At 42.5% G+C, this 20515-nt stretch carries 22 protein-coding genes; 4 read left to right on the top strand and 18 right to left on the bottom strand.

The genetic code is table 11. The features are described 5' to 3' along the window. Window positions 1-123 precede the first annotated feature (123 nt). The 5 genes from QZ169_RS09015 to QZ169_RS08995 form a co-directional block, all read right to left on the bottom strand. Window positions 124-327: a CsbD family protein gene (locus tag QZ169_RS09015; protein WP_002908609.1), complete on the bottom strand. Its 204-nt coding sequence runs from the start codon at window positions 325-327 to the stop codon at window positions 124-126. 76 nt (window positions 328-403) lie between these two features. Continuing rightward, on the bottom strand, window positions 404-994 hold the full coding sequence (locus tag QZ169_RS09010) for an Asp23/Gls24 family envelope stress response protein (RefSeq protein ID WP_002907890.1): 591 nt from the start codon (window positions 992-994) through the stop codon (window positions 404-406). A gap of 17 nt (window positions 995-1011) precedes the next feature. Next, complete coding sequence (locus tag QZ169_RS09005) at window positions 1012-1182, bottom strand: DUF2273 domain-containing protein (RefSeq protein ID WP_002899156.1); 171 nt, start codon at window positions 1180-1182, stop codon at window positions 1012-1014. Window positions 1183-1193: 11 nt separating this feature from the next. Next, window positions 1194-1775, bottom strand: a complete 582-nt coding sequence (amaP, locus tag QZ169_RS09000; RefSeq protein WP_295506489.1) for an alkaline shock response membrane anchor protein AmaP — start codon at window positions 1773-1775, stop codon at window positions 1194-1196. Between the two features lie 55 nt (window positions 1776-1830). After that, window positions 1831-2070: a GlsB/YeaQ/YmgE family stress response membrane protein gene (locus tag QZ169_RS08995; protein ID WP_002899160.1), complete on the bottom strand. Its 240-nt coding sequence runs from the start codon at window positions 2068-2070 to the stop codon at window positions 1831-1833. Between the two features lie 293 nt (window positions 2071-2363). Between QZ169_RS08995 and QZ169_RS08990 the strand changes: the two genes are divergently transcribed. Further along, window positions 2364-3845, top strand: coding sequence for a M protein trans-acting positive regulator PRD domain-containing protein (locus QZ169_RS08990; RefSeq protein ID WP_295506486.1), 1482 nt, complete (start codon window positions 2364-2366; stop codon window positions 3843-3845). Between the two features lie 195 nt (window positions 3846-4040). Here QZ169_RS08990 and QZ169_RS08985 read toward each other — a convergent pair whose 3' ends face one another. The 11 genes from QZ169_RS08985 to QZ169_RS08935 form a co-directional block, all read right to left on the bottom strand. Beyond that, window positions 4041-4799 (bottom strand): ABC transporter ATP-binding protein, encoded by a 759-nt coding sequence (locus QZ169_RS08985; RefSeq protein WP_295506484.1) that lies wholly within the window; start codon window positions 4797-4799, stop codon window positions 4041-4043. Then, entirely contained in the window at window positions 4796-5662 is an 867-nt protein-coding gene (locus QZ169_RS08980; RefSeq protein WP_295506482.1) for an ABC transporter permease, read from the bottom strand. Before QZ169_RS08980 ends, QZ169_RS08985 begins: the two co-directional genes overlap by 4 nt. A gap of 97 nt (window positions 5663-5759) precedes the next feature. Continuing rightward, window positions 5760-6257 (bottom strand): carbonic anhydrase, encoded by a 498-nt coding sequence (locus tag QZ169_RS08975; protein ID WP_295506480.1) that lies wholly within the window; start codon window positions 6255-6257, stop codon window positions 5760-5762. A gap of 163 nt (window positions 6258-6420) precedes the next feature. Then, the gene (locus QZ169_RS08970; protein ID WP_223321654.1) at window positions 6421-6906 is read right to left on the bottom strand and encodes an N-acetyltransferase; all 486 of its coding nucleotides are present in this window, start codon (window positions 6904-6906) and stop codon (window positions 6421-6423) included. A 156-nt stretch (window positions 6907-7062) separates the two neighbouring features. Next, on the bottom strand, window positions 7063-7758 hold the full coding sequence (locus QZ169_RS08965; protein WP_125401782.1) for a TIGR00266 family protein: 696 nt from the start codon (window positions 7756-7758) through the stop codon (window positions 7063-7065). Window positions 7759-7871: 113 nt separating this feature from the next. Continuing rightward, window positions 7872-8588 carry a TIGR00266 family protein gene (locus QZ169_RS08960; protein WP_295506477.1) on the bottom strand — a complete coding sequence of 239 codons (717 nt, stop codon included), beginning with the start codon at window positions 8586-8588 and terminating at the stop codon, window positions 7872-7874. 115 nt (window positions 8589-8703) lie between these two features. Next, entirely contained in the window at window positions 8704-10071 is a 1368-nt protein-coding gene (gene radA / locus QZ169_RS08955; protein WP_295506493.1) for a DNA repair protein RadA, read from the bottom strand. A 5-nt stretch (window positions 10072-10076) separates the two neighbouring features. After that, complete coding sequence (locus QZ169_RS08950; RefSeq protein WP_295506475.1) at window positions 10077-10709, bottom strand: methyltransferase domain-containing protein; 633 nt, start codon at window positions 10707-10709, stop codon at window positions 10077-10079. Window positions 10710-10761: 52 nt separating this feature from the next. Then, a complete protein-coding gene (locus QZ169_RS08945) occupies window positions 10762-11277 on the bottom strand; it encodes a histidine phosphatase family protein (protein ID WP_295506473.1) in 516 nt (171 codons plus the stop codon). Between the two features lies 1 nt (window position 11278). Continuing rightward, on the bottom strand, window positions 11279-11722 hold the full coding sequence (locus QZ169_RS08940) for a dUTP diphosphatase (protein ID WP_295506471.1): 444 nt from the start codon (window positions 11720-11722) through the stop codon (window positions 11279-11281). Window positions 11723-11928: 206 nt separating this feature from the next. Next, entirely contained in the window at window positions 11929-12618 is a 690-nt protein-coding gene (locus QZ169_RS08935; protein ID WP_002893948.1) for a gamma-glutamyl-gamma-aminobutyrate hydrolase family protein, read from the bottom strand. A 228-nt stretch (window positions 12619-12846) separates the two neighbouring features. Between QZ169_RS08935 and QZ169_RS08930 the strand changes: the two genes are divergently transcribed. Beyond that, window positions 12847-14820, top strand: coding sequence for a peptide ABC transporter substrate-binding protein (locus QZ169_RS08930; protein WP_295506469.1), 1974 nt, complete (start codon window positions 12847-12849; stop codon window positions 14818-14820). Window positions 14821-14936: 116 nt separating this feature from the next. On the opposite strand, the gene QZ169_RS08925 is transcribed toward QZ169_RS08930, so the two are convergent. Both QZ169_RS08925 and QZ169_RS08920 read right to left on the bottom strand, forming a co-directional pair. Then, on the bottom strand, window positions 14937-16706 hold the full coding sequence (locus QZ169_RS08925; RefSeq protein WP_295506467.1) for an ABC transporter ATP-binding protein: 1770 nt from the start codon (window positions 16704-16706) through the stop codon (window positions 14937-14939). Window position 16707: 1 nt separating this feature from the next. Continuing rightward, complete coding sequence (locus QZ169_RS08920; protein WP_295506465.1) at window positions 16708-18414, bottom strand: ABC transporter ATP-binding protein; 1707 nt, start codon at window positions 18412-18414, stop codon at window positions 16708-16710. Window positions 18415-18573: 159 nt separating this feature from the next. Here QZ169_RS08920 and QZ169_RS08915 point away from each other — a divergent pair, with 159 nt between their 5' ends. Together QZ169_RS08915 and galU are read left to right on the top strand one after the other, a co-directional pair. Continuing rightward, a complete protein-coding gene (locus tag QZ169_RS08915; protein WP_295506463.1) occupies window positions 18574-19596 on the top strand; it encodes an NAD(P)H-dependent glycerol-3-phosphate dehydrogenase in 1023 nt (340 codons plus the stop codon). 16 nt (window positions 19597-19612) lie between these two features. Further along, on the top strand, window positions 19613-20515 hold a 903-nt coding region (gene galU / locus QZ169_RS08910), incomplete at its 3' end, for a UTP--glucose-1-phosphate uridylyltransferase GalU (protein ID WP_002893959.1).

Genomic DNA, 20515 nt, shown 5'->3' with positions numbered 1-20515 from the left:
AAAACACCCCAAAAGTTAGATTTTTTCTGTCTAACTTTTGGGGTGCGGTTCAATTAAATGTTCTCTCTTTTTAGTTACTATAGTTAACAAAGACTTTTTTATAAGGAAAATCAACTATTGGTTTTATTTTTCGTCTTTTTTAACCATATTTTTAACGCCTTCGATTGCGCCTTCAACAGCATCTTTGGCATCTACTGCAACTTCTTTAACTTTAGAAACTACTTTTTCAGCAGCTCCTTCTTTTTCTGTTTTTTTATCGCCAGTTAATTTGCCAAGGCCTTCTTTAACAGAACCTTTAGCTTGGTTGAATTTTTCTTCTGTAGACATATTTGATACCTCCGTTGTTAGTTTCCATTTTTAAAGAAATGAAAGAATATAAGAATTCCTAATCTTAGTGAGAGAATTAACGAACGCGAGCTTTTTCATTTGATGCAGCGTCTTTAACAGCCTCTACACCATCGCCAACTTTTTCTTGAACAGCTGAGAAGCCACCGCTAATGCCAGATTTTGCTTTTTCGAATTGCTCTGAAGCAAATTCACCTGTTGATTCAGCAACATCTGTCACTCGGTCTTGAAGGCTTACTGAATCCGCTTCGTGTTGTTCTTTCGTTTTAATATCAACAACATTGACATTTACTTCAACAACTTCTAAATCAGTCATCTTAGAAACTTCTTCTACAACAACTTTCTTGATTTCTTTGTATAAAGCAGGAACATTCTTTTGATATTCCGCAACAACATTCAAGTCAACAGCGACTTGTTCTTTACCAACTTCAACATTAACACCATGAGTGACATTGTCAGAGTTGACCAATTTATCTTTTATGTTAGAGAAGAAGCCACCGTCAACAGCCAGCAAACCTGAAACTTTCTCTAAAGAGAGGCCGATAATTTTTTGAATGACCTTATCATCATAAGTCAATTCACCTTTTACTTCGTGAGCTGCTTGAGCAACTTCTTTTTTTGCAACATCTTTAACATCTTTATTTGACATGTTAAACTCCTTTATTCTTATTTAAATATATTTTTGTTTTGAATATAATATCCGATTCCTGCCCCTAGAGTAGCGCAAATCAAGACAAATAGAGTCTTAAAGAAGCCAAAGGATAGGATAAAACACGCTAGAATAATGCCTGCTAATCCAGACAAGATTGGATATTGATATTTTTTAAACCATTCCATTTTTTACTTCCTTACTTTACACGACTAGTAGTTTTTTTAGCCGCTTCTTTTGGCTTGAAGTCTGAGACAGAAATTTTAAGCTTGACATTATGATTGATTCCGAAGAATTCTGTCAATCCAGACGCAATTTCTTCTTGAATCAACTGACTTCTCTTGATAATGTTTTCCGAAGGAACGATTGCCCCTTTAACGGAAACCATGCATTTGTTTTTACGGCTATTTACTGAAACTGTAGGATCTTTAATTAAACCGTGTTCTGTTAACAGACTACGAACAAACCCTTCAATTGCTGAATTTTTCAGCATCAGTTTCCCATCCGCATCAGCTAGCTGAATTTCCAAACGTCTCTTAGGATAAAAAACTATCACTAACATCAGTAGTAAGATTAAGCTTGCTAAAACCACAGTGCCCCAGAAAACATACCTAGAAAGATAGTAGCCCACAAAAGGAATCTGCTTCCAAGTGAATAACTTCCAGCTAAATAACCGAAGCCCCAGACCGCTGACTTTATGAAAGTCTAGCAAAACAGGAATCAAAATTGTCAAGATTAAAATACAGAAAATAAGGGAAAGTATTTTTCTTGATTTTGACATATTGAATCCTCACATCATTAAATTTTAAATTGTTTTTTGAAAGTAAAAAGACAATTTATGCCTTTTTACCTACAAAAAATGATACAACAGCTACCACAATAACTGCACCAATGATAGAAGGAAGCAAGGCCATACCAGCCAAACTAGGACCCCAAGTTCCTAAAAGTGACTGACCGACAGCAGAACCAACTAAACCTGCAACAACGTTTGCAATAACACCCATTGAGCCGCCTTTTTTAGTGATTGATCCAGCAATAAGACCAATAACTCCTCCAACAATAATAGACCAAAGCATATTGATTCTCCTTTCTAATTTTTTCTAAATCAAAATTGTTTAATAATATTTTTTACTATTATTTTTTGATTAACATAATTATATAATTTTCCAACTTGGAAACATAATAATTCAACTTGGTTTTCTTTCCGTTTATCTGTACTATAGATACGCAAAGATAAGAATTCCTTGTTCTATAGGCTTTTATCAGCATTTTTAGATATATTTTAGAGTTGTTAAACGAGGTTAAATGCACAAAATATGGTATAATTGCCTGATAATAAAAACACTATATAAAGAAAGATAATATTTTAATGCGAGAATTACTGTCTAAAAAGAGCCACAGACAATTAGAACTACTAGAACTACTATTTAAAAACAAACGCTGGTTTCATATTTCTGAGTTGGCTGAACTATTGAATTGTACAGAACGTTCAGTAAAAGATGATTTATCTCATGTCAAGTCTGCGTTTCCTGAATTGATTTTTCACTCGTCTACTAATGGCATACGTATCATTAATACCGATGATAGTGATATTGAGATGGTCTATCACCATTTTTTTAAGCATTCAACCCATTTTTCAATTTTAGAATTCATCTTCTTTAACGAAGGATATGAAACTGAGAATATTTGTAAAGAGTTTTATATAAGCTCTTCCTCACTCTATCGTATAATCAGTCATATTAACAAAATTATAAAAAAACAATATAATTTTAAAATTAGTCTCAATCCTGCTCGGATTATTGGAGATGAGATTGATATCCGTTATTTTTTTGCACAATATTTTTCAGAAAAATATTATTTTCTTGAATGGCCCTTTACAGATTTTTCAGTAGAACCTTTGTGTAAGCTGTTAGCACTGGTTTATAAAGAAACTGCATTTCCTGTCAATTTCGCAACTCAAAGAATGTTAAAATTGCTCCTAGTTACAAATTTATATCGAATAAAGTTTGGTCATTTCTTGGAAGTTGAGAAAGATTCTTTTAACAATCAATTGTTAGAATCTCTCATGCAGGCAGAAGGAATCGAAGACATTGTAGCGAGCTTTGATTCTGAATACCATATCTCTTTGAATAAAGAAGTGATAGGTCAACTATTTGTCTCCTATTTTCAAAAAATGTTTTTCATTGATGAAAATCTATTTATGAGCTGCGCAAAAACAGACAGCTATGTAAAAAATTCGTATCAATTATTAAGTGATTTAATTGATCAGATAGAAAGCAATTATAATCTAAAAATAGACAATAATGACAATCTTATTTGGCATTTGCATAATACAGCACATCTGCACCGCCAGGAACTATCTACAGAATTTATTCTGTTTGATCAAAAAGGCAATACAATCAAGAACTTTCAAAATATTTTCCCTCGCTTTGTTTCAGAGGTAAAGGAAGGGATTGAACATTATCTAGAGACTTTGGATATCCATAGCACACCAACGAAAGTCAACCATCTATCCTATACTCTTATCACTCACAGCAAACATTTAGTGCTGAATCTTTTACAAAATCAGCCTAAATTAAAAGTTTTAGTCATGAGTAATTTTGATCAGTATCATGCAAGATCAGTAGCAGAGACACTTTCTTATTATTGCAGCAACAATTTTGAACTTGAAGTTTGGAATAAATTAGAACTATCAATCGATTCTTTAAAAGAATCACCTTACGATATCATCATTTCTAATTTTATTATTCCACCCATTGAGAACAAGAGACTGATCTATTCCAATAATATTAATACGGTCGCACTCATCTCCTTACTTAACGCAATGATGTTTATTCGCTTAGATGAGTAATTTAGACTATTTTTATAACAAAAAACCGCAATCTAGCGGTTTTTATTCATCTATTAGGGCAATTTAAAGAAAAAGAACAAAGTCCTATTGAATAGAGAACTAGAGCCTTTTGATCATTATTTGTCTAACTTTGTGGGAGCAGTACATTATTTAGTACCTATTCTTTCTCTTGTTTTTACGAAACTCTGAGCAAGCCTATTCAAACAAGCCATAGTAATCTGCAATGGTCATCTTGGCTTTCTCGTCTTTGTTTAAGTCCTGAATAATCTGCCCATCTTTCATAACGATTAGTCGGTTGCCGTATTTGAGGGCATCCTCCATGTGATGGGTAATCATAAGAGCTGTGAGGCGGTCACGATTGACAAATTCATTGGTCAGCTCCATCAAGGCTACACTGGTCTTAGGATCCAGCGCCGCAGTATGCTCATCCAGAAGCAAAAGTTCTGGGCGCTTGAGCGTTGCCATGAGCAGACTCAAAGCCTGTCTTTGCCCGCCAGAAAGAAATTCAATCGGGGTATCCAGATGCTTATCCAGACCATTGCCGATTTTCTCAATCGTCGCCTGAAACTCTTCCTTATAACTGTTGAGCCCACGGGGCACCAAACCACGCTTTTCGCCTCGGAATTTGGCAATGAGAAGATTTTCCGCCACTGTCATACGCGGAGCTGTTCCCATCTTAGGATCCTGAAAGACACGGGACAGGTACTTGGCCCGCTTTTCTGGTGAAAAATGAGTGACATTTTCCCCCAAGATATGAATGCTGCCGCTGGTTAAAGGGAGAGTGCCGGCAATGACATTGAACAGGGTTGACTTCCCTGCACCGTTTCCACCTAAAATCGTAATAAAATCATGCTCGTGAATGTCTAAAGAAACATCATTTAGGATGATTTTTTCTTCATCAAAGCCGCTCTTTACAAGCTTGGTTGCATTTCTTAATTCTACAATCGCTGTCATTTGCTTAACTTGGCTCCTTTAAAGAATTTATTTTTCAGGGTTGGAATCATGAGACAGACGGCCAGAATCACCGCACTATAGAGACGGAGATAGTTGGTATTAAACCCGAGAGCAATAACGCCCCAGATCAAAAACTGATAGGCAATCGCACCAACCACAATGGTAATCAGCCGCTCTGCCAAGGTCAGACTACGAAAGAGTACCTCGCCAATGATAAGACTGGCCAGACCAACTACGATTACTCCAATCCCGCGGGAAACATCTGCATAGCCTTCCTGCTGGGCAATCAGCGCTCCAGCCAGAGCAATCAAGCCGTTTGACAGAATCAGTCCCATGAGCTCCATACGGCCAGTATTGATCCCAAAACTGCGAGCCATGTCTGGATTATCTCCGGTCGCGATATAAGCCTGCCCTAGCTTGGTATCCAAGAAAAAGAGCAGGGCTACAATCACCAAACTGACAAAAATTAAACCAGTCAGCAGGTCATTGACTTCCCCTGAAAATGGCAGAACATCCTGAATCTTACTGCTTCCTAAAAGCCCTAGATTGGCACGACCCATCAGCATCAGCATGATAGAGTGGCAGGAGGTCATGACCAAAATCCCAGAAAGCAGAGTAGGAATTTTCCCCTTGGTATAAAGCAGACCTGTCACTGCACCCGCTGCACAGCCCGCTAAAACGGCTGCTGCTGTTGCCAGAAAAGGATTGACTCCCTTGGTAATCAAGGTAACAGCCACCGCCCCGCCCAAGGGGAAGGAGCCTTCTGTCGTCATATCAGGAAAGCCCAGAATCCGGAAGGTCATAAAAATACCTAGACCTAAAACGGCCCAAACCAATCCCTGAGAAATAATGGAAAGAATCATAACATTGTCCTAACTAATTAAAATCGTTTCTCTATTTTAACATAAAAAAGGAGCCAATTTCAATGCCGATGCGCAGACAAAGAAATTGACTTCCTAACTATTCCTCAACAACTGTCATCCGACCAGTATCTACATCGTAAACCGCTCCAGAGATTTCTACATCAGCTGGAATCAGCGGTGACTGCCGCAGCAAGACCATATCCTCGCGCACACTTTCCTCTACATCTGTAAAGGGCAAAAAGTCCTGATCACTGACATCCACACCTAGTTCTTTATGAAGATAGGCCGTAAACTCCTCATTCTTGAATGTCTGTGCCCCGCAGTCTGTATGATGCAAAACTACGATTTCCCGCGTTCCTAGCTGCTGCTGCGAAATAACCAGTGAGCGAATCATGTCCTCTGTTACCCGACCACCGGCATTGCGCAAGATATGGGCGTCTCCTAGTGCCAGTCCTAGAGCCTGAGCCACGTGGAGCCTAGAGTCCATGCAGGTTACAATGGCTACCTTGGTCTTGGGCTTGATCGGCAGATGTGCCGTTCCATGCAGATCGATATAAGCTTGATTGGCTTTCATAAAGTTTTCAAAATATGACATTTTGACTCCTGACTAATTATATTGTTTGACATCCAAACGAATTAACCTTATCATACCAGGTTTTGGCTTTAGAACTTCCCTAACTTCAAAAAAGAGAGAACCTATATGAACTGCTCTCTGTGCTAGCTGTTATCACCCACTACTGTTGGTAAAGACCCATTAGTTATAACTTCTTAAAGTAGCGAGCAACGGGCCATTGTTCAAAACCAAAGTTCTCATAGGTTTTACGGGCCGGTGCATGACCTGGATCACCACCCGTCTCAACCATGACCATTTCCATTCCTTTTTGTTTAATCTGATCACAAGCATAGGTCATGAGCGCTTTTCCGATACCTTGACGCTGATATCTTGGAGCAACAGCTAGGATATAAATCTCACCCATCTTATCCTCAGGGTGCAAGCGAATGTGAATCCAGCCAGCTAATTCTTCCTCCAGAAAAGCTAACCAGACAAACTGACTCTCTTCATCTAAGACCGTTGTTAGATCATTGATTTGCCTTGTTTCCCACCCTTGAGGATAAAAATTGTCATAAACAAACTTAGGAACTCCTGTTTCCATTTTTGGAAAAACTGGAGACCAAGCCTGAATTGATAATCCTAAAACAGCCTCTTTATCCGATTTCTGGTAAAGTTTTATAGTAATTGTCACTTTATTCTCCTAACCTTTTACTGGTACTTTGATATTCAAATAATTTTATATTATCTTACCATCTTTTCTGCTATTTGTCAGTTCTCGACTTTGTTTCAAAAAAATAGGACAGTCAAACCCAGCATCTAATCTGGTCTTCTGTCCTAGTTTTATTTCTTATGAGCTTCTTGGAATAAACTTGCTGAGTGAGCCTGCAAAGGTTTGAAGATTGAGACTTTGCACATAGACTTCACCAGTACCTTGGAAGGTATTGACCACTCCTTCACCTGTTCCGATAGACTGCCAGAAGCCATTTTCTAAATGAACATGATAATTCAAAGACTGGCTCCAAGCCACTACATGGGCATTGTCAATTGTTACTTCTTGGTTATGAAGCTCAAGTTTCTTAATAGAACCAAAGGCATTAGCCAATAAAGTTCCCTGACCCTGGGTCGTCATGACGAAGAAACCGCCTTGACCGCCAAAGAGGGCTTTCCCAACAGACTGACGCTCCATGGTATAGTAAGCTGTACCATCAAGAGCTAGAAAGGCACCGTCATTCAGCCGATATTGCTTTTCGCCTAGCTGAAGAGGAATGACTTGACCAGGAGAATCTGGCGCTAAAGCAAGGTAACCATTATCAGACTGGGCAACAGCCTGAGTAATAAAGGTACTTTCACCAGAAACCATTGACCGCCCTACAGCCTTGACAAAACGTCCCAAACCAGAACCGCTGGCATTTAGCTGAGTATTCAGAGTCACATTAGGCGTGTGGTAGACCATGCTGCCACGCTGGATAAAGACGGTTTCACCTTGATTGAGCGACAACTCAACCAAAGGAAACTGCATATTACTATCCATAGAAAATCGCATAATAAATACCTCCTTCTTATTATGACTTGATTATAACATTTTCATATATTTTGGACAAAGGAAAACTGAAGCATCAAAAAAATAAGAGACCCTCCAGTCTCTTCTGAAATTTTTCAAGAATTGTCAATATGTAGATGTGGGCGAAGAACATTAGCAAAGGTTTCAATATTGAGACTTTGGATGTAAATTTCCCCAGTTCCATAGAAGGTATTAACCACTCCTTCACCAGTCCCCATGGACTGCCAGAAACCATTTTCTAAATGAATATCATATTCCAACTCTCGACTCCATGCTACTACGTGAGCATTGTCAATCGTTATCCTATCATTATGTAGCTCAACCTTTTGAATCGAGCCAAAGGAATTTACCAAGAGTGTTCCCTGACCTTGGGTACTCATCACATAAAAGCCTCCTTGACCACCAAAGAGAGCTCGACCTACCGACTGCCTCTCCAAAGTATAAGAGGCAGAACCATCCATAGCCAGAAAAGCTCCATCATTAAGGCGGTATTGCTTTTCGCCTAGTTCCAGAGCAACAATCTGACCAGGTACATTAGGCGCTAAGGCTAGACGACCGTTATTTGATTGAGCAGTTGCTTCAGTGATAAACACTCCTTCGCCAGAAGCCATAGAACGGCCCACAGCTTGGATTGCCTTGCCAAAGATTGATTGAGACTCTGCATTCACTTTAGCATTTAAGACAACGTTGGGAGTGTGGTATATCATGCTCCCGGTCTGAATACGAACAGACTCTGATGCATCTAAGGCAATCTCCGCCAAAGGAAATTGAGCATTATTGGTAATAGAAACATTCATACGATGATCTACCATGGTTGATTATCCTCCTAAAAAATCTGGAAAAACAACTTATAGGAATTTCCAGACAAATCCTATTTTTTCTAGCAATATTATAGCACGCACAATAACTTTTCGCAATACTGTTAAATCAGGAAAATACTTTCTTTAAGACTTCCCCAATCGTCGTCACACCGATGACTTGGATATTGTCTGGAACTTTGAGACCGTTCAGAGAGTTTTTAGGAGCGTAGACTTTGGTGAAGCCCAGCTTTGCTGCTTCGTTGATGCGCTGCTCTATGCGATTAACCCGACGGATTTCACCAGTCAGGCCAATTTCACCGATAAAGCACTCTTGAGGATTTGTAGGCAGATCCTTGTAGCTGGAAGCAATGGCTACCGCTACTGCCAAATCAATCGCTGGCTCATCTAGCTTGACGCCGCCAGCAGACTTGAGGTAGGCGTCTTGATTTTGCAGGAGGAGTCCTGCCCTCTTTTCCAGAACTGCCATGATGAGGCTGGCTCGGTTAAAGTCTAGACCAGTCGTGGTCCTCTTGGCATTGCCGAACATGGTCGGTGTCACCAAAGCCTGTACCTCTGCCAAAATCGGCCGCGTTCCTTCCATAGTCACGACGATAGAAGAGCCTGTCGCGCCGTCCAGACGTTCTTCCAGAAAGACTTCACTGGGGTTGATAACCTCAACTAGCCCACCAGATTGCATTTCAAAAATGCCAATCTCATTGGTTGAGCCAAAGCGATTCTTGACTGCTCTCAAGATACGGAAAGTGTGCTGACGTTCGCCCTCAAAATAAAGTACTGTGTCCACCATGTGCTCTAGCGTTCGGGGGCCAGCTAAGGTTCCTTCCTTGGTCATGTGACCAACGATAAAGGTCGCGATATTATTGGTCTTGGCTAGCTGCATAAGCTCAGCTGTCACCTCTCGGACCTGAGAAACAGACCCTTGAACACTGGAAATTTCCGGTGACATGACCGTCTGTATAGAGTCGATAATCAGAAAATCTGGCTTGATTTTCTCAATCTCTGTGTGGATATTTTGCATATTGGTCTCGGCGTAGAGATAAAATTCACTGTCAATATCACCAAGCCGTTCCGCCCGTAGCTTAATCTGCTCAGCTGATTCCTCCCCGCTGACATAAAGGACTGTGCCCTGATGAGAAAGCTGGGTAGATACCTGCAGAAGCAGGGTGGACTTCCCGATACCAGGATCCCCGCCAATCAGGACCAGACTGCCAGGCACTACGCCACCACCCAGCACACGATTGAACTCGTCCATTTCTGTCTTGGTCCGGTTGACATCAATCGAAGTGACCTCAGCCAGCTTCATGGGCCGGGTCTTTTCGCCTGTCAAGGAAACACGGGCATGCTTGATTTCTGCAGCTTCTACTTCCTCAACGAAAGAAGACCAAGAGCCGCAGTTGGGACAGCGGCCTAGATACTTAGGCGAATGATATTCACAATTTTGACAGACAAAGGTTGTTCTTTTCTTAGCGATGGTGATTCTCCTTATTTTCTAATAATCCAAACAAAAGTAGATAAGACCTGAAACACTTGCTCTATGTTAGTAAAGCCAGCCTCTTCTAGTAGGTTTGCAACTTCTTGAGGCGAGAGGGTATTCATCAAACTAGCTTGATTCTCATAAGTACGCTGAATTTGTTGCTGATTGGCTCCTAGCTCTGAAGCAAGTGTTTTCCAATAGCCTAGTTGCTGGTTGGAAAAAAAGCTAAGAATCAGAAGGCCACCGTCACTTAAAGAGTCATAAATTTTTCGAAGAAAAAAGCTGGGATTTTCAACAAACTGCAACACTAGCAAGCAAGAACAAATCTGATAATCAGAGGGCAGTATTGCTTCTTCAAATCGACTATTAAGATACTCCGCTTGAGGCAGATAAACCTGTCTTTTAAGCTCTTGCAGCATCGCCTCACTTGGCTCCACAACCGTCAACCCTGCCTTAGGAAATAAGGATGCCAAACCATTCAACTCATCCGTCTGGCTTGCTAAAGCTAACACCTTATCGACTTTTAAACTGGGGGCTAATCTAAGCAATACTCCTCGGAAAATCACATCTAGCATCACATCGTAGCCTGGAATTTTCTGACGAATTTCTGTTGCATAATCCTTGCTCTTAAATTCTTTCATATTTTCTTCTATCTCTAAATCCTTTTGTTAAGATTCTTTTTACGACGAAACATTAAAACTTCAGTTCATATTCAATAAACTGGCAAAAATCAATCTGCTGATCAGCTACAAACTGGCGGATGAGCATGCGATGGGCTACAAGAGCTACCGTCTCGTAGTCTCTGTATTTGCTTAAGGCACTGAAAAAGCGGGCTTTCATCTGCTCAGCCGTTTCATACTGGACAGGACTTCTTGCAGGGAGACAACCATTATTTTCAAAAAACAACTCCCGAGCCTGCTCAAACTTTTCTATACCACTCTCATATACCTGCCATTCATGCAGCAAAGGCTCCACAAAAAGCGGCAGTTGGCGGTCTCGAATCAAATAGGAAGCCGTCTCCAAAGCTCGCGTCACAGAAGAGGAGATCAAAATTTCCGCCTGTTCTAACAAAGGATTAGCAGCGGCCTCTGTCGCCATCTGGCGACCAGCAACTGACAAAGGAGCCAAATCTAGTCCAAAGCCAGTGTAACCAGCCTCTTCCAAAAGTGAATAATCTGGCTCTCCGTGGCGGATAAAAATGATTTTCATATTAATGTCCTGTCGACCCAAATCCACCGGTCCGCACGCCTTCTGCCTCATCTCCATCTGCAATCAGAAATGGTGCAAAGACAGCCTGAACCACACGTTCCCCAACTTCGAGGACGACTTCCTGATCTGTGATGTTTTTCATCTGAGCAAAGATATGCCCTTCGTTTCCAGGATTCCCATAGTAGTCGCCGTCAATGACCCCAACGGAGTTAATCAAGACCAAGCCTTTTTTACGAGGATTGGACGAGCGATCATAAAGATAGAGCACCTCGCCCGGCTGCATATAGGCCTTGACACCAGTCGGAACCAGCTTAATCTCCCATGGTCCAATGAGGGTACGCTCTGCCACTTTCAAATCATAGCCAGCTGCGTGAGCTGTCTCTCTCTTAGGCAGCAAATCTTCATTTGTAAAGCTGGACACCAGCTCGAATCCGCGAATTTTCATGCAGTTCTCTTTTCTATTTTTTCTATTCCTATTATACTAAATTCGCAAAAAAACCGCCAATTGGGCGGTTCTTATAGGGAGATTATTATGAAAAAGAAAAGTTTTAGGATTTCTAAACAAAGTTAGGAGGTCTTTGTTTATGGTCTTAGTATAGAACACTTATCTTAAATTTTCCTAAAAGTAACTTAAAAAAATGAAATTATTTTTTACAGCTCTTGCAAGAGGTACTGAAACAGCTCCAAATTGCCCTTTTCTTCGTTTATTAAAAACTCCGGATGCCATTGAAGGCCTATGATACGATGATTGTCAACCGATTCGATCGCTTCGATGGTATTGTCTCTTGGGTCAAAAGCTGTCGCGCGGAAATTAGGTGCCAAGTCCTTGATGCTTTGGCGATGAACCGAATTAATCTGGCTAGCCTGACCAAACAAACGCTCCACAACGCTGTCTTTCTCCGTGCGAATGGAGTGCGAAGTACCAAATGGCAAGCCCTGCCAGTGATTTTCGATATGCTGATTAAGAGTACCGCCAAAAGCAACATTTACCAACTGCAGACCGCGGCAAATAGCCATGACTGGCTTGTTTTGGCGCAGAGCTTCTTTCAAGAGAGCCAACTCAAACTCATCGCGAACAATATTGTAGTCGTCACTGTCGATGGTCTTTTCTTCCCCATAAAACTGCGGGTGAACATTTTGCCCGCCTGACAAAATCAGCTTGTCAATCGTTTCCACATAATCCTGAACTAAACTTTTATCTCCAACGGGAATCACCATCGGCAGGCCACCAACCATTCGTACGCCGTCCACAAACTTGCGTGATACAGAGGTGTGAATATTTTTTCCAGCTTCATCTACTGGACAAAGATTGGCTGAAATTCCAACAATCGTTCTGCACATACCGTGATTCCCCCTTATTTTGATATAGTATATCTTACCACTCCTCTGCGAAGCCGTCCAATAGATTTTTTTAAAGCTGGTTATAAAAATTTTTTATCAGAATATGCAACACTATAAATCTCTTTTTTAAAATTTAGAAAAACATTTCAGAATTATCAGAAAATTATTTACTTTTGGCAGAAATTTGTTATAATAAGCAGTGTAAAAACTCATGACTTGGAGGTCCCTATGAGAAAATCAAATATTCTTCTTGCCGCAGGGCTCACTCTGCTCTCTGTCGGCTTACTTACAGCTTGCTCTGGAGGCGGAAGTTCCCAATCCAGCAAAAAAATCTACAGCTATGTCTTTACGTCTGATCCAACGACTTTGGACTACATCCAGTCGGCAAAGGTGTCTACCCACGAGCTGACTACAAATGGTGTAGATGGCTTGCTGGAAAATGATAAATATGGAAACTTAGCTCCGTCTATCGCAGAAGACTGGACAGTCTCTCCAGATGGTCTCGTCTATACCTATAAGCTGCGCAAAGACGCCAAGTGGTATACCGCTGATGGCGAAGAATACGCAGATGTCACGGCTCAGGACTTTGTGGCAGGTATCAAACATGCTGCTGATGTCAAATCAGACGCTCTCCCTCTTATCCAAGATTCTATCAAGGGGCTGAGTGAATATGCAGCCGGTACCAACAAAGACTTTTCAGCTGTTGGAGTCAAGGCACTGGACGATCATACGGTTCAATATACACTCAACAAGCCTGAAACCTACTGGAACTCTAAAACAACATCAGGTGTTATGATGCCGGTCAACGAGGCCTTCCTAGAAAAGCAAGGCAAGGAATTCGGTCAGGCAACCAAAGCCGACTCCATTCTGTATAACGGTCCATTTATCATGAAATCCATTACTTCTAAATCCTCTGTCGAATTTGAGAAGAACCCTAACTACTGGGATAAGGACAAGGTTAAGATTGATGGCGTCAAACTGTCTTACTACGATGGTTCTGACCAAGATTCATTAGCGCGGACCTTTGGAGATGGCGGCTACAGTTTGGCAAGACTTTACCCAGCCACTTCCAGTTATTCCTCAATCGCTGAGAAATACAAAGATAATATCTTCATGACAGAAGCAGGAGCGGGTGTCGGTCTAATCAGCTTTAACATTGACCGTCAAAGTTATAACCACACTTCTAAAACCAGCGATGAACAAAATGAAGCTACCAAAAAAGCTCTGCTAAACAAGGACTTCCGCCAAGCTCTAGCCTTTGCCCTTAACCGCGAAAGCTATTCAGCTCAGGTCAACGGAGAAGATGCAGCCAAGCCAGCTGTCCGTAATCTCTTTGTTCCGCCAACCTTCGTACAAGCCAATGGCAAGGAATTTGGCACTCTGGTCGAAGAATCACTGGCTTCCTATGGTGACGAGTGGAAAGGTATCAAGCTGGATGACGGTCAAGACGGTCTCCACAATACTGACAAAGCCAAAGCGGAATTTGCCAAAGCCAAGCAGACTCTTGCAGATGAAGGCGTACAATTCCCAATTCACCTAGATGTTCCTGTCGCTCAGAATTCTACTAACTTCGTCAACCGCATGCAATCTCTGAAACAGTCACTAGAAGAGGCTTTAGGCAAGGACAACGTCTCTGTAGACCTGCAGATGCTGTCTGAGGACGAAGCACTAAACATCACCTTCAATGCTGAAGCTGCTAGCCAGGAAGACTGGGATATCAACGGTCTCGTTGGCTGGGAGCCAGACTACCAAGATCCATCTACTTATCTGGACATTTTAGTTCCAGGTAACAGCACTCAGACCAGAACCTACCTTGGATTTGAAGACAAAGACAATGCTGCTGCTAAAGCTGTAGGACTAGATGAGTATAGCAAACTGGTCGAAGAGGCCGGAAACGAAACACAAGATGTTGACAAGCGTTATGAAAAATATGCTGCAGCTCAAGCATGGCTGACAGATAGCGCCCTCGTTGTGCCAACTATGAGCAGCAGAGGAGCAGCACCATTCATTTCTCGGATTGTGCCATTTACAAACTCTTATGCTCAAACAGGTACAAAAGATGCCAACTACCATAAATACGTGGAAATCAGTGATGAGATTGTCACGACTAAAGACTATCAAAAGGCCCAAGAAAAGTGGAAAAAAGAAAAAGAGGAATCCAATAAAAAGGCCCAAGAGGATCTAGCTAAACATGTGAAATAATCACTACTTTGATGTTAATTAAAAATCCAGCAGGAACAGAAACCCGCTGGATTTTTTAAATTTTCTATTTAATATTTTAAAAGCCTAGCTGATTATCCAGCTGCAAAACTAACTAGCTACTCAAAGACAAACTGGTTATGATAGAGTTCCGAATAGAAGCCACCGAGTTTGAGGAGCTGGTGATGATCGCCCTGTTCGATAACCTCTCCGTCTTTGAGGACGATAATCTGATCTGCATTGAGGATAGTTTTGAGGCGGTGAGCAATGACAAAGCTAGTTCGGCCAGCTACAACTGCTTCCATGGCCTGCTGAATCTTGCTCTCCGTCACCGTATCGACATTGGAAGTCGCTTCGTCCAAAATCAAGACTTGCGGATCCGTCAGCAAAGTTCTAGCAATGGAAATCAGCTGTTTCTGCCCAGTTGAGAAAATATTCTGATCATCATCTACCAGGGTATCGTATTTGTCTGGCAGACTTTCGATATAGTCATGGATATGAGTCGCACGCGCAGCCGTTTCGACCATTTCCTGACTGGCATCTGGTACCCCGAAGCGGATATTGTCCCGAATCGTACCGCTAAAGAGCACCGAATCCTGCAAGACAATGCCCACATGGCTCCGTAAGCTATCCAGCTCATAGTCCCGAATGTCGCGACCGTCAAACTGAATGCTGCCACTATCCACATCATAAAAACGATTGAGCAGGTTCATAATGGTCGTCTTACCTGAACCAGTCGGGCCGACAACAGCCGTCATCTTGCCCTTAGGGGCTAAAATAGATACGTCTTTGAGAATAGGCTTGCCTTCTACATATGAGAAGTCCACATGCTTGATCTCCACGGAGTCTGTAAGCTCTGTGAAAGTAGGGGCATTCTCTGGCCGGACTTCCTCTGGCGCATCAAACATCTCCTGAATCCGGTCAGCCCCTGTAAAAGCCAACTGCAAACTGCCCCAGCTGGCTGCAATCTGGATGATAGGCTGATAATACTGCTGAGAAAACTGAGTAAAGGTGGTAATCAGGCCAACTGCAACAGCCGTTTCAACATTAGGGTCGCTTAGTAAGACAGCCGATCCAACAAAAATAACAATGGCTGTATTAATCAAATTCATCCCGTTCATGATAGGGAAGAGAAGGCCTGAAAAGGTCCGGCCTTTAAAAGTTGCTGAACGTACTCGGTCATTCTGCTCAATAAAACCTTTGATGACCTCCTCCTGCATTCCCTGAACGATAACAGCCTTCTGACCGGAAATGGTCTCGTCCATATAAGCATTGAGGCAGCCGACTTCTTTTTGCTGAAGATTGGTGTATTTCCGAGCCAGCCTAACAATGACCACTAGAAGAAGAAAAGCAACCGGTGTGCTAGCTACCGTTATCCAGGCTAATCTAGCATTTTGGACAAACATGATAATCACGAGCCCCAGATAGAGCAAGGCATTGCTCATCACCTGAATCATGCTCTCATTTAGAGCTTGCAGGATATTGTCCAAGTCGCTGGTAAAGCGCGACAGAATGTCTCCATCCTGATGGCGGTCAAAGAAAGCAACTGTCATCTTGGACAGCTTGCCAAACAGGACCTTGCGCATCTCATTGGTCGAATGGGCAATAACTCGGGTCATCAAAAGCATGTAAATCAGGCTAGAAACAGACAGGCAGACAAAGGATACCAATACACTGCCCATGACGCTGCCAAAAGTCGACAGAATCTGATCAGTCTCACCCTTCTCTGCAAAAGCACGTCCCAACTCAACCAAATGCTGAACAGCCTGACCGACATAAACCGGAAAAAGGACCTGAAAAACAGTCGCTGTTATCATCATCAAAAGGACAATGACAAAGGATAATTTGTAACGCTTAAAATATTGCCAGAAAAATGCAATCGTCCGCATCTCAGTCCTCCTTTCCTTTCTGAGTTTCGTAAATTTCACGGTAGACATCGTTAGTGGCGACCAATTCCGCATGCGTCCCTTGGCCAATCAGCCGACCCTGATCCAAGACCAGAATCTTATCTGCATGTACAACAGAGCTAATCTTTTGAGCAATGATAATTGTCGTCGTTCCCTGCAGCTCTTTGTTCAAGGCTTCTTGAACCAGCTTTTCCGATTTGGCATCCAAGGCTGAGGTCGAATCATCTAAAATCAAAATATTGGGATTGTTGACAACACCTCTGGCAATGGACATCCGCTGCTTCTGACCGCCAGAGAAGTTACTGCCACGCTCCTCCACTGCACTGTCAAAACTCTCTTCCATACGGCTGATAAATTCACTGGCTTGGGCAATACGAGCCGCCCGCTCCATCTCAGGTAGCGAAGCGTTGAGCTTGCCCTGACGGAGATTGTCCGCAATGGTCCCGCTAAATAGAATCGCCCGCTGGAGCACGATGGAAACGTTTTTGCGAAGAGTTCCCTGACTAAGCTCTCGCAAATCTCGGCCGCCAATCTTGACAGAACCTTCCTGCGGGTCAAAAAGACGGGGAATCAACTGGGCTAAGGTAGACTTACCAGCACCTGTCGCACCGACAACGCCAATCATTTGCCCCGGCTCAACCTCAAAGCTGATATCCTTTAGCATTGGCTCGTCATCATTGGGATAGGAAAAAGTCACATGCTCAAAGCTGAGGCTGCCTTCTAATTCTTCATCTGGCGAGTCTGGGAAAGCCATAGCTGGCTCCGTTGCCAATACTTCCTTGATCCGACGGATAGAAATGATCCCCCTCGTCACACCATTTCCCAAGAAGCCAACCATAATGATAGTGAAAATAATCTGGCTCAGATAACCGATAAAAGAAGCGATAGAGCTGACCAGTCCTGGCTCCGCCTGAATCATGCCAGATAGAGTCCAGATAGCCAAGTAAACAGAGCTGTAGCCGACCAACATCATCATTGGCTCAATGATTGAAAAAGCATAGCCGATATAAAGATTCTCTGATAAAAGTTCATCAGACACCTGACTGAACTTATGAAACTGGTCTTCCTCCCGAACGAAGGACTTGACCACTCGCACACCACGAAGATTTTCCTTGGCAATGGCATTAATCTTATCCAAAAGAGTCTGGAATTTCTTAAAACGAGGGCCCATCATCCCCATCATGACAGCCGTTAGACCAGCTATGAGTAAAATCAGCAAGAAAATAATCCACCAGAGAGAGGGCATGGTCACAATGGCCAGGATGACTGAACCGATAAAAAGGATGGGTAAGCGAAGAAGAATTTGAAAGAGCATCATAGTCACATTTTGAATCTGATTGATGTCATTCGTCATCCGCACGACTAAATTTCCAGCGTTGAATTCCTCGATATTGGCATAAGAAAAGGTCTGAATCTTACGGAAAGTCTCCTCACGGAGATCCGATGAAACAGCTTGGGCAATGTAAGCCGCCAAGGTCACATTAATCCCTCCTGCCACCAGTCCGACAAAACCGATGCCAATCAGCCAACCGCCCATACTGTAGATAGTCTGGCTATTTTGCTCCTGCAAAGCGTCTAAGATGTGTTTTAAAAACCAGGGCAGTAAAAGAGAGCTGGCAATCATCAGCGAGGTCATCAAAAGCGAACTCAGGACATACCATTTATACCGTAATAGACTTTTAAAAAACATGCTTCCTCCTACTTTTTTCTTATTTGACTTAGTTTCCTTACTATATCACACATAAAAACAATGTCAAGCAAGAAATTTCTTATATTATATGGTAAAATGAGATATAGACTCTAAAACCGATTTAAATTCAGACTCGGAATTTCATCATAAGGAGAAGATATGGATAAACAACGAGTTGCTGTGATTGGTCCTGGTTCTTGGGGAACGGCCTTATCACAAGTGTTAAATAACAACGGACATGAGGTTCGTATTTGGGGAAATATCGCTGAGCAAATCAACGAAATCAACGACGAACACACCAATAAACGCTATTTCAAAGATATTGTACTGGATGAAAAGATTAAGGCTTATCATGACCTAGAAGAAGCTTTAAAAGATGCGGATGCCGTGCTTTTTGTCGTGCCGACCAAGGTAACCCGTCTGGTAGCCAAACAAGTAGCTCAAGCTCTGGACCACAAGGTAAAAATCATGCACGCCTCCAAGGGACTAGAGCCCAATACTCACGAACGGATTTCAACTATCCTGGAAGAAGAAATCCCTGCAGAGCTACGCAGCGAGATTGTCGTTGTCTCAGGTCCCAGCCATGCTGAGGAAACCATTGTACGCGATATTACCCTGATCACCGCTGCTTCTAAGGATCTGGAAACAGCTAAGTATGTGCAGGAGCTCTTCAGCAATCACTACTTCCGCCTATACACCAATACCGACGTTATCGGAGTGGAGACTGCAGGCGCTCTGAAAAACATCATCGCAGTCGGAGCCGGTGCTCTCCACGGATTAGGCTATGGTGACAATGCCAAGGCCGCAATTATCACACGCGGTCTAGCAGAAATCACGCGTCTAGGTGTCAAGTTAGGAGCCAATCCTCTGACTTACAGCGGCCTATCTGGTGTCGGTGACCTGATTGTCACAGGGACTTCTGTCCACTCCCGCAACTGGCGGGCCGGCAATGCTCTAGGACGCGGCGAGAAGTTAGCTGATATTGAAGCCAATATGGGCATGGTTATCGAAGGAATTTCCACCACCAAGGCTGCCTATGAACTGGCCCAAGAGCTCGATGTTTATATGCCGATTACACAGGCTATTTATAAGGTTATTTATCAAAACTGGAATATCAAAGAAGCCATTTATGAAATTATGAACAATGAATTCAAGGCTGAGAACGAATGGACTTCGTTCTAATAGAAAGGAAATAATTATGTCAAAAGTTAAGAAAGCCGTCATCCCTGCAGCTGGTCTCGGAACCCGCTTCCTGCCAGCTACTAAAGCACTAGCCAAAGAAATGTTGCCAATCGTTGACAAGCCAACCATCCAGTTTATCGTTGAGGAAGCTCTCAAATCTGGAATTGAAGATATTCTAGTTGTCACAGGTAAATCAAAACGCTCCATCGAAGACCACTTTGACTCAAACTTTGAATTAGAATACAATCTCAAAGAAAAGGGTAAAGACGATTTGCTCAAATTAGTTGATGAAACCACTGGTATCGGTCTGCACTTCATCCGTCAAAGCCATCCGCGCGGACTGGGAGATGCTGTCCTTCAGGCCAAGGCTTTCGTAGGAAACGAGCCTTTCGTTGTCATGCTTGGCGATGACCTTATGGACATCACCAATGATAAGGCTGTGCCGCTGACCAAGCAATTGATTGATGACTACGAGGCTACTCATGCTTCTACCATCGCTGTCATGCAGGTCCCTCATGATGAAGTTTCCTCTTATGGTGTGATTGCCCCTCAAGGTGAAGGTGTCAAAGGTCTCTACAGCGTGGAAACTTTCGTCGAAAAACCAAAACCTGAAGATGCACCGAGTGATTTGGCTATTATCGGCCGCTACCTGCTGACACCAGAAATTTTTGAAATCTTGGAAAAACAAGCGCCAGGTGCTGGAAATGAGATTCAGCTGACCGATGCGATTGATACTCTTAACAAGACGCAGCGCGTCTTCGCTCGCGAATTCAAGGGCGATCGCTATGATGTCGGTGACAAGTTCGGCTTTATGAAGACTTCAATCGACTACGCCCTCAAGCATCCGCAGGTCAAAGACTCCTTGAAGCAGTATATCATTGACTTGGGGCATACATTAGAGAAAAAACAAAGTAAAAAA

This window comes from uncultured Streptococcus sp. (genome assembly GCF_905372115.1).
In the GTDB taxonomy this organism is placed as follows: Bacteria; Bacillota; Bacilli; order Lactobacillales; family Streptococcaceae; genus Streptococcus.
This window is presented reverse-complemented; position numbering and strand designations above follow the sequence as displayed.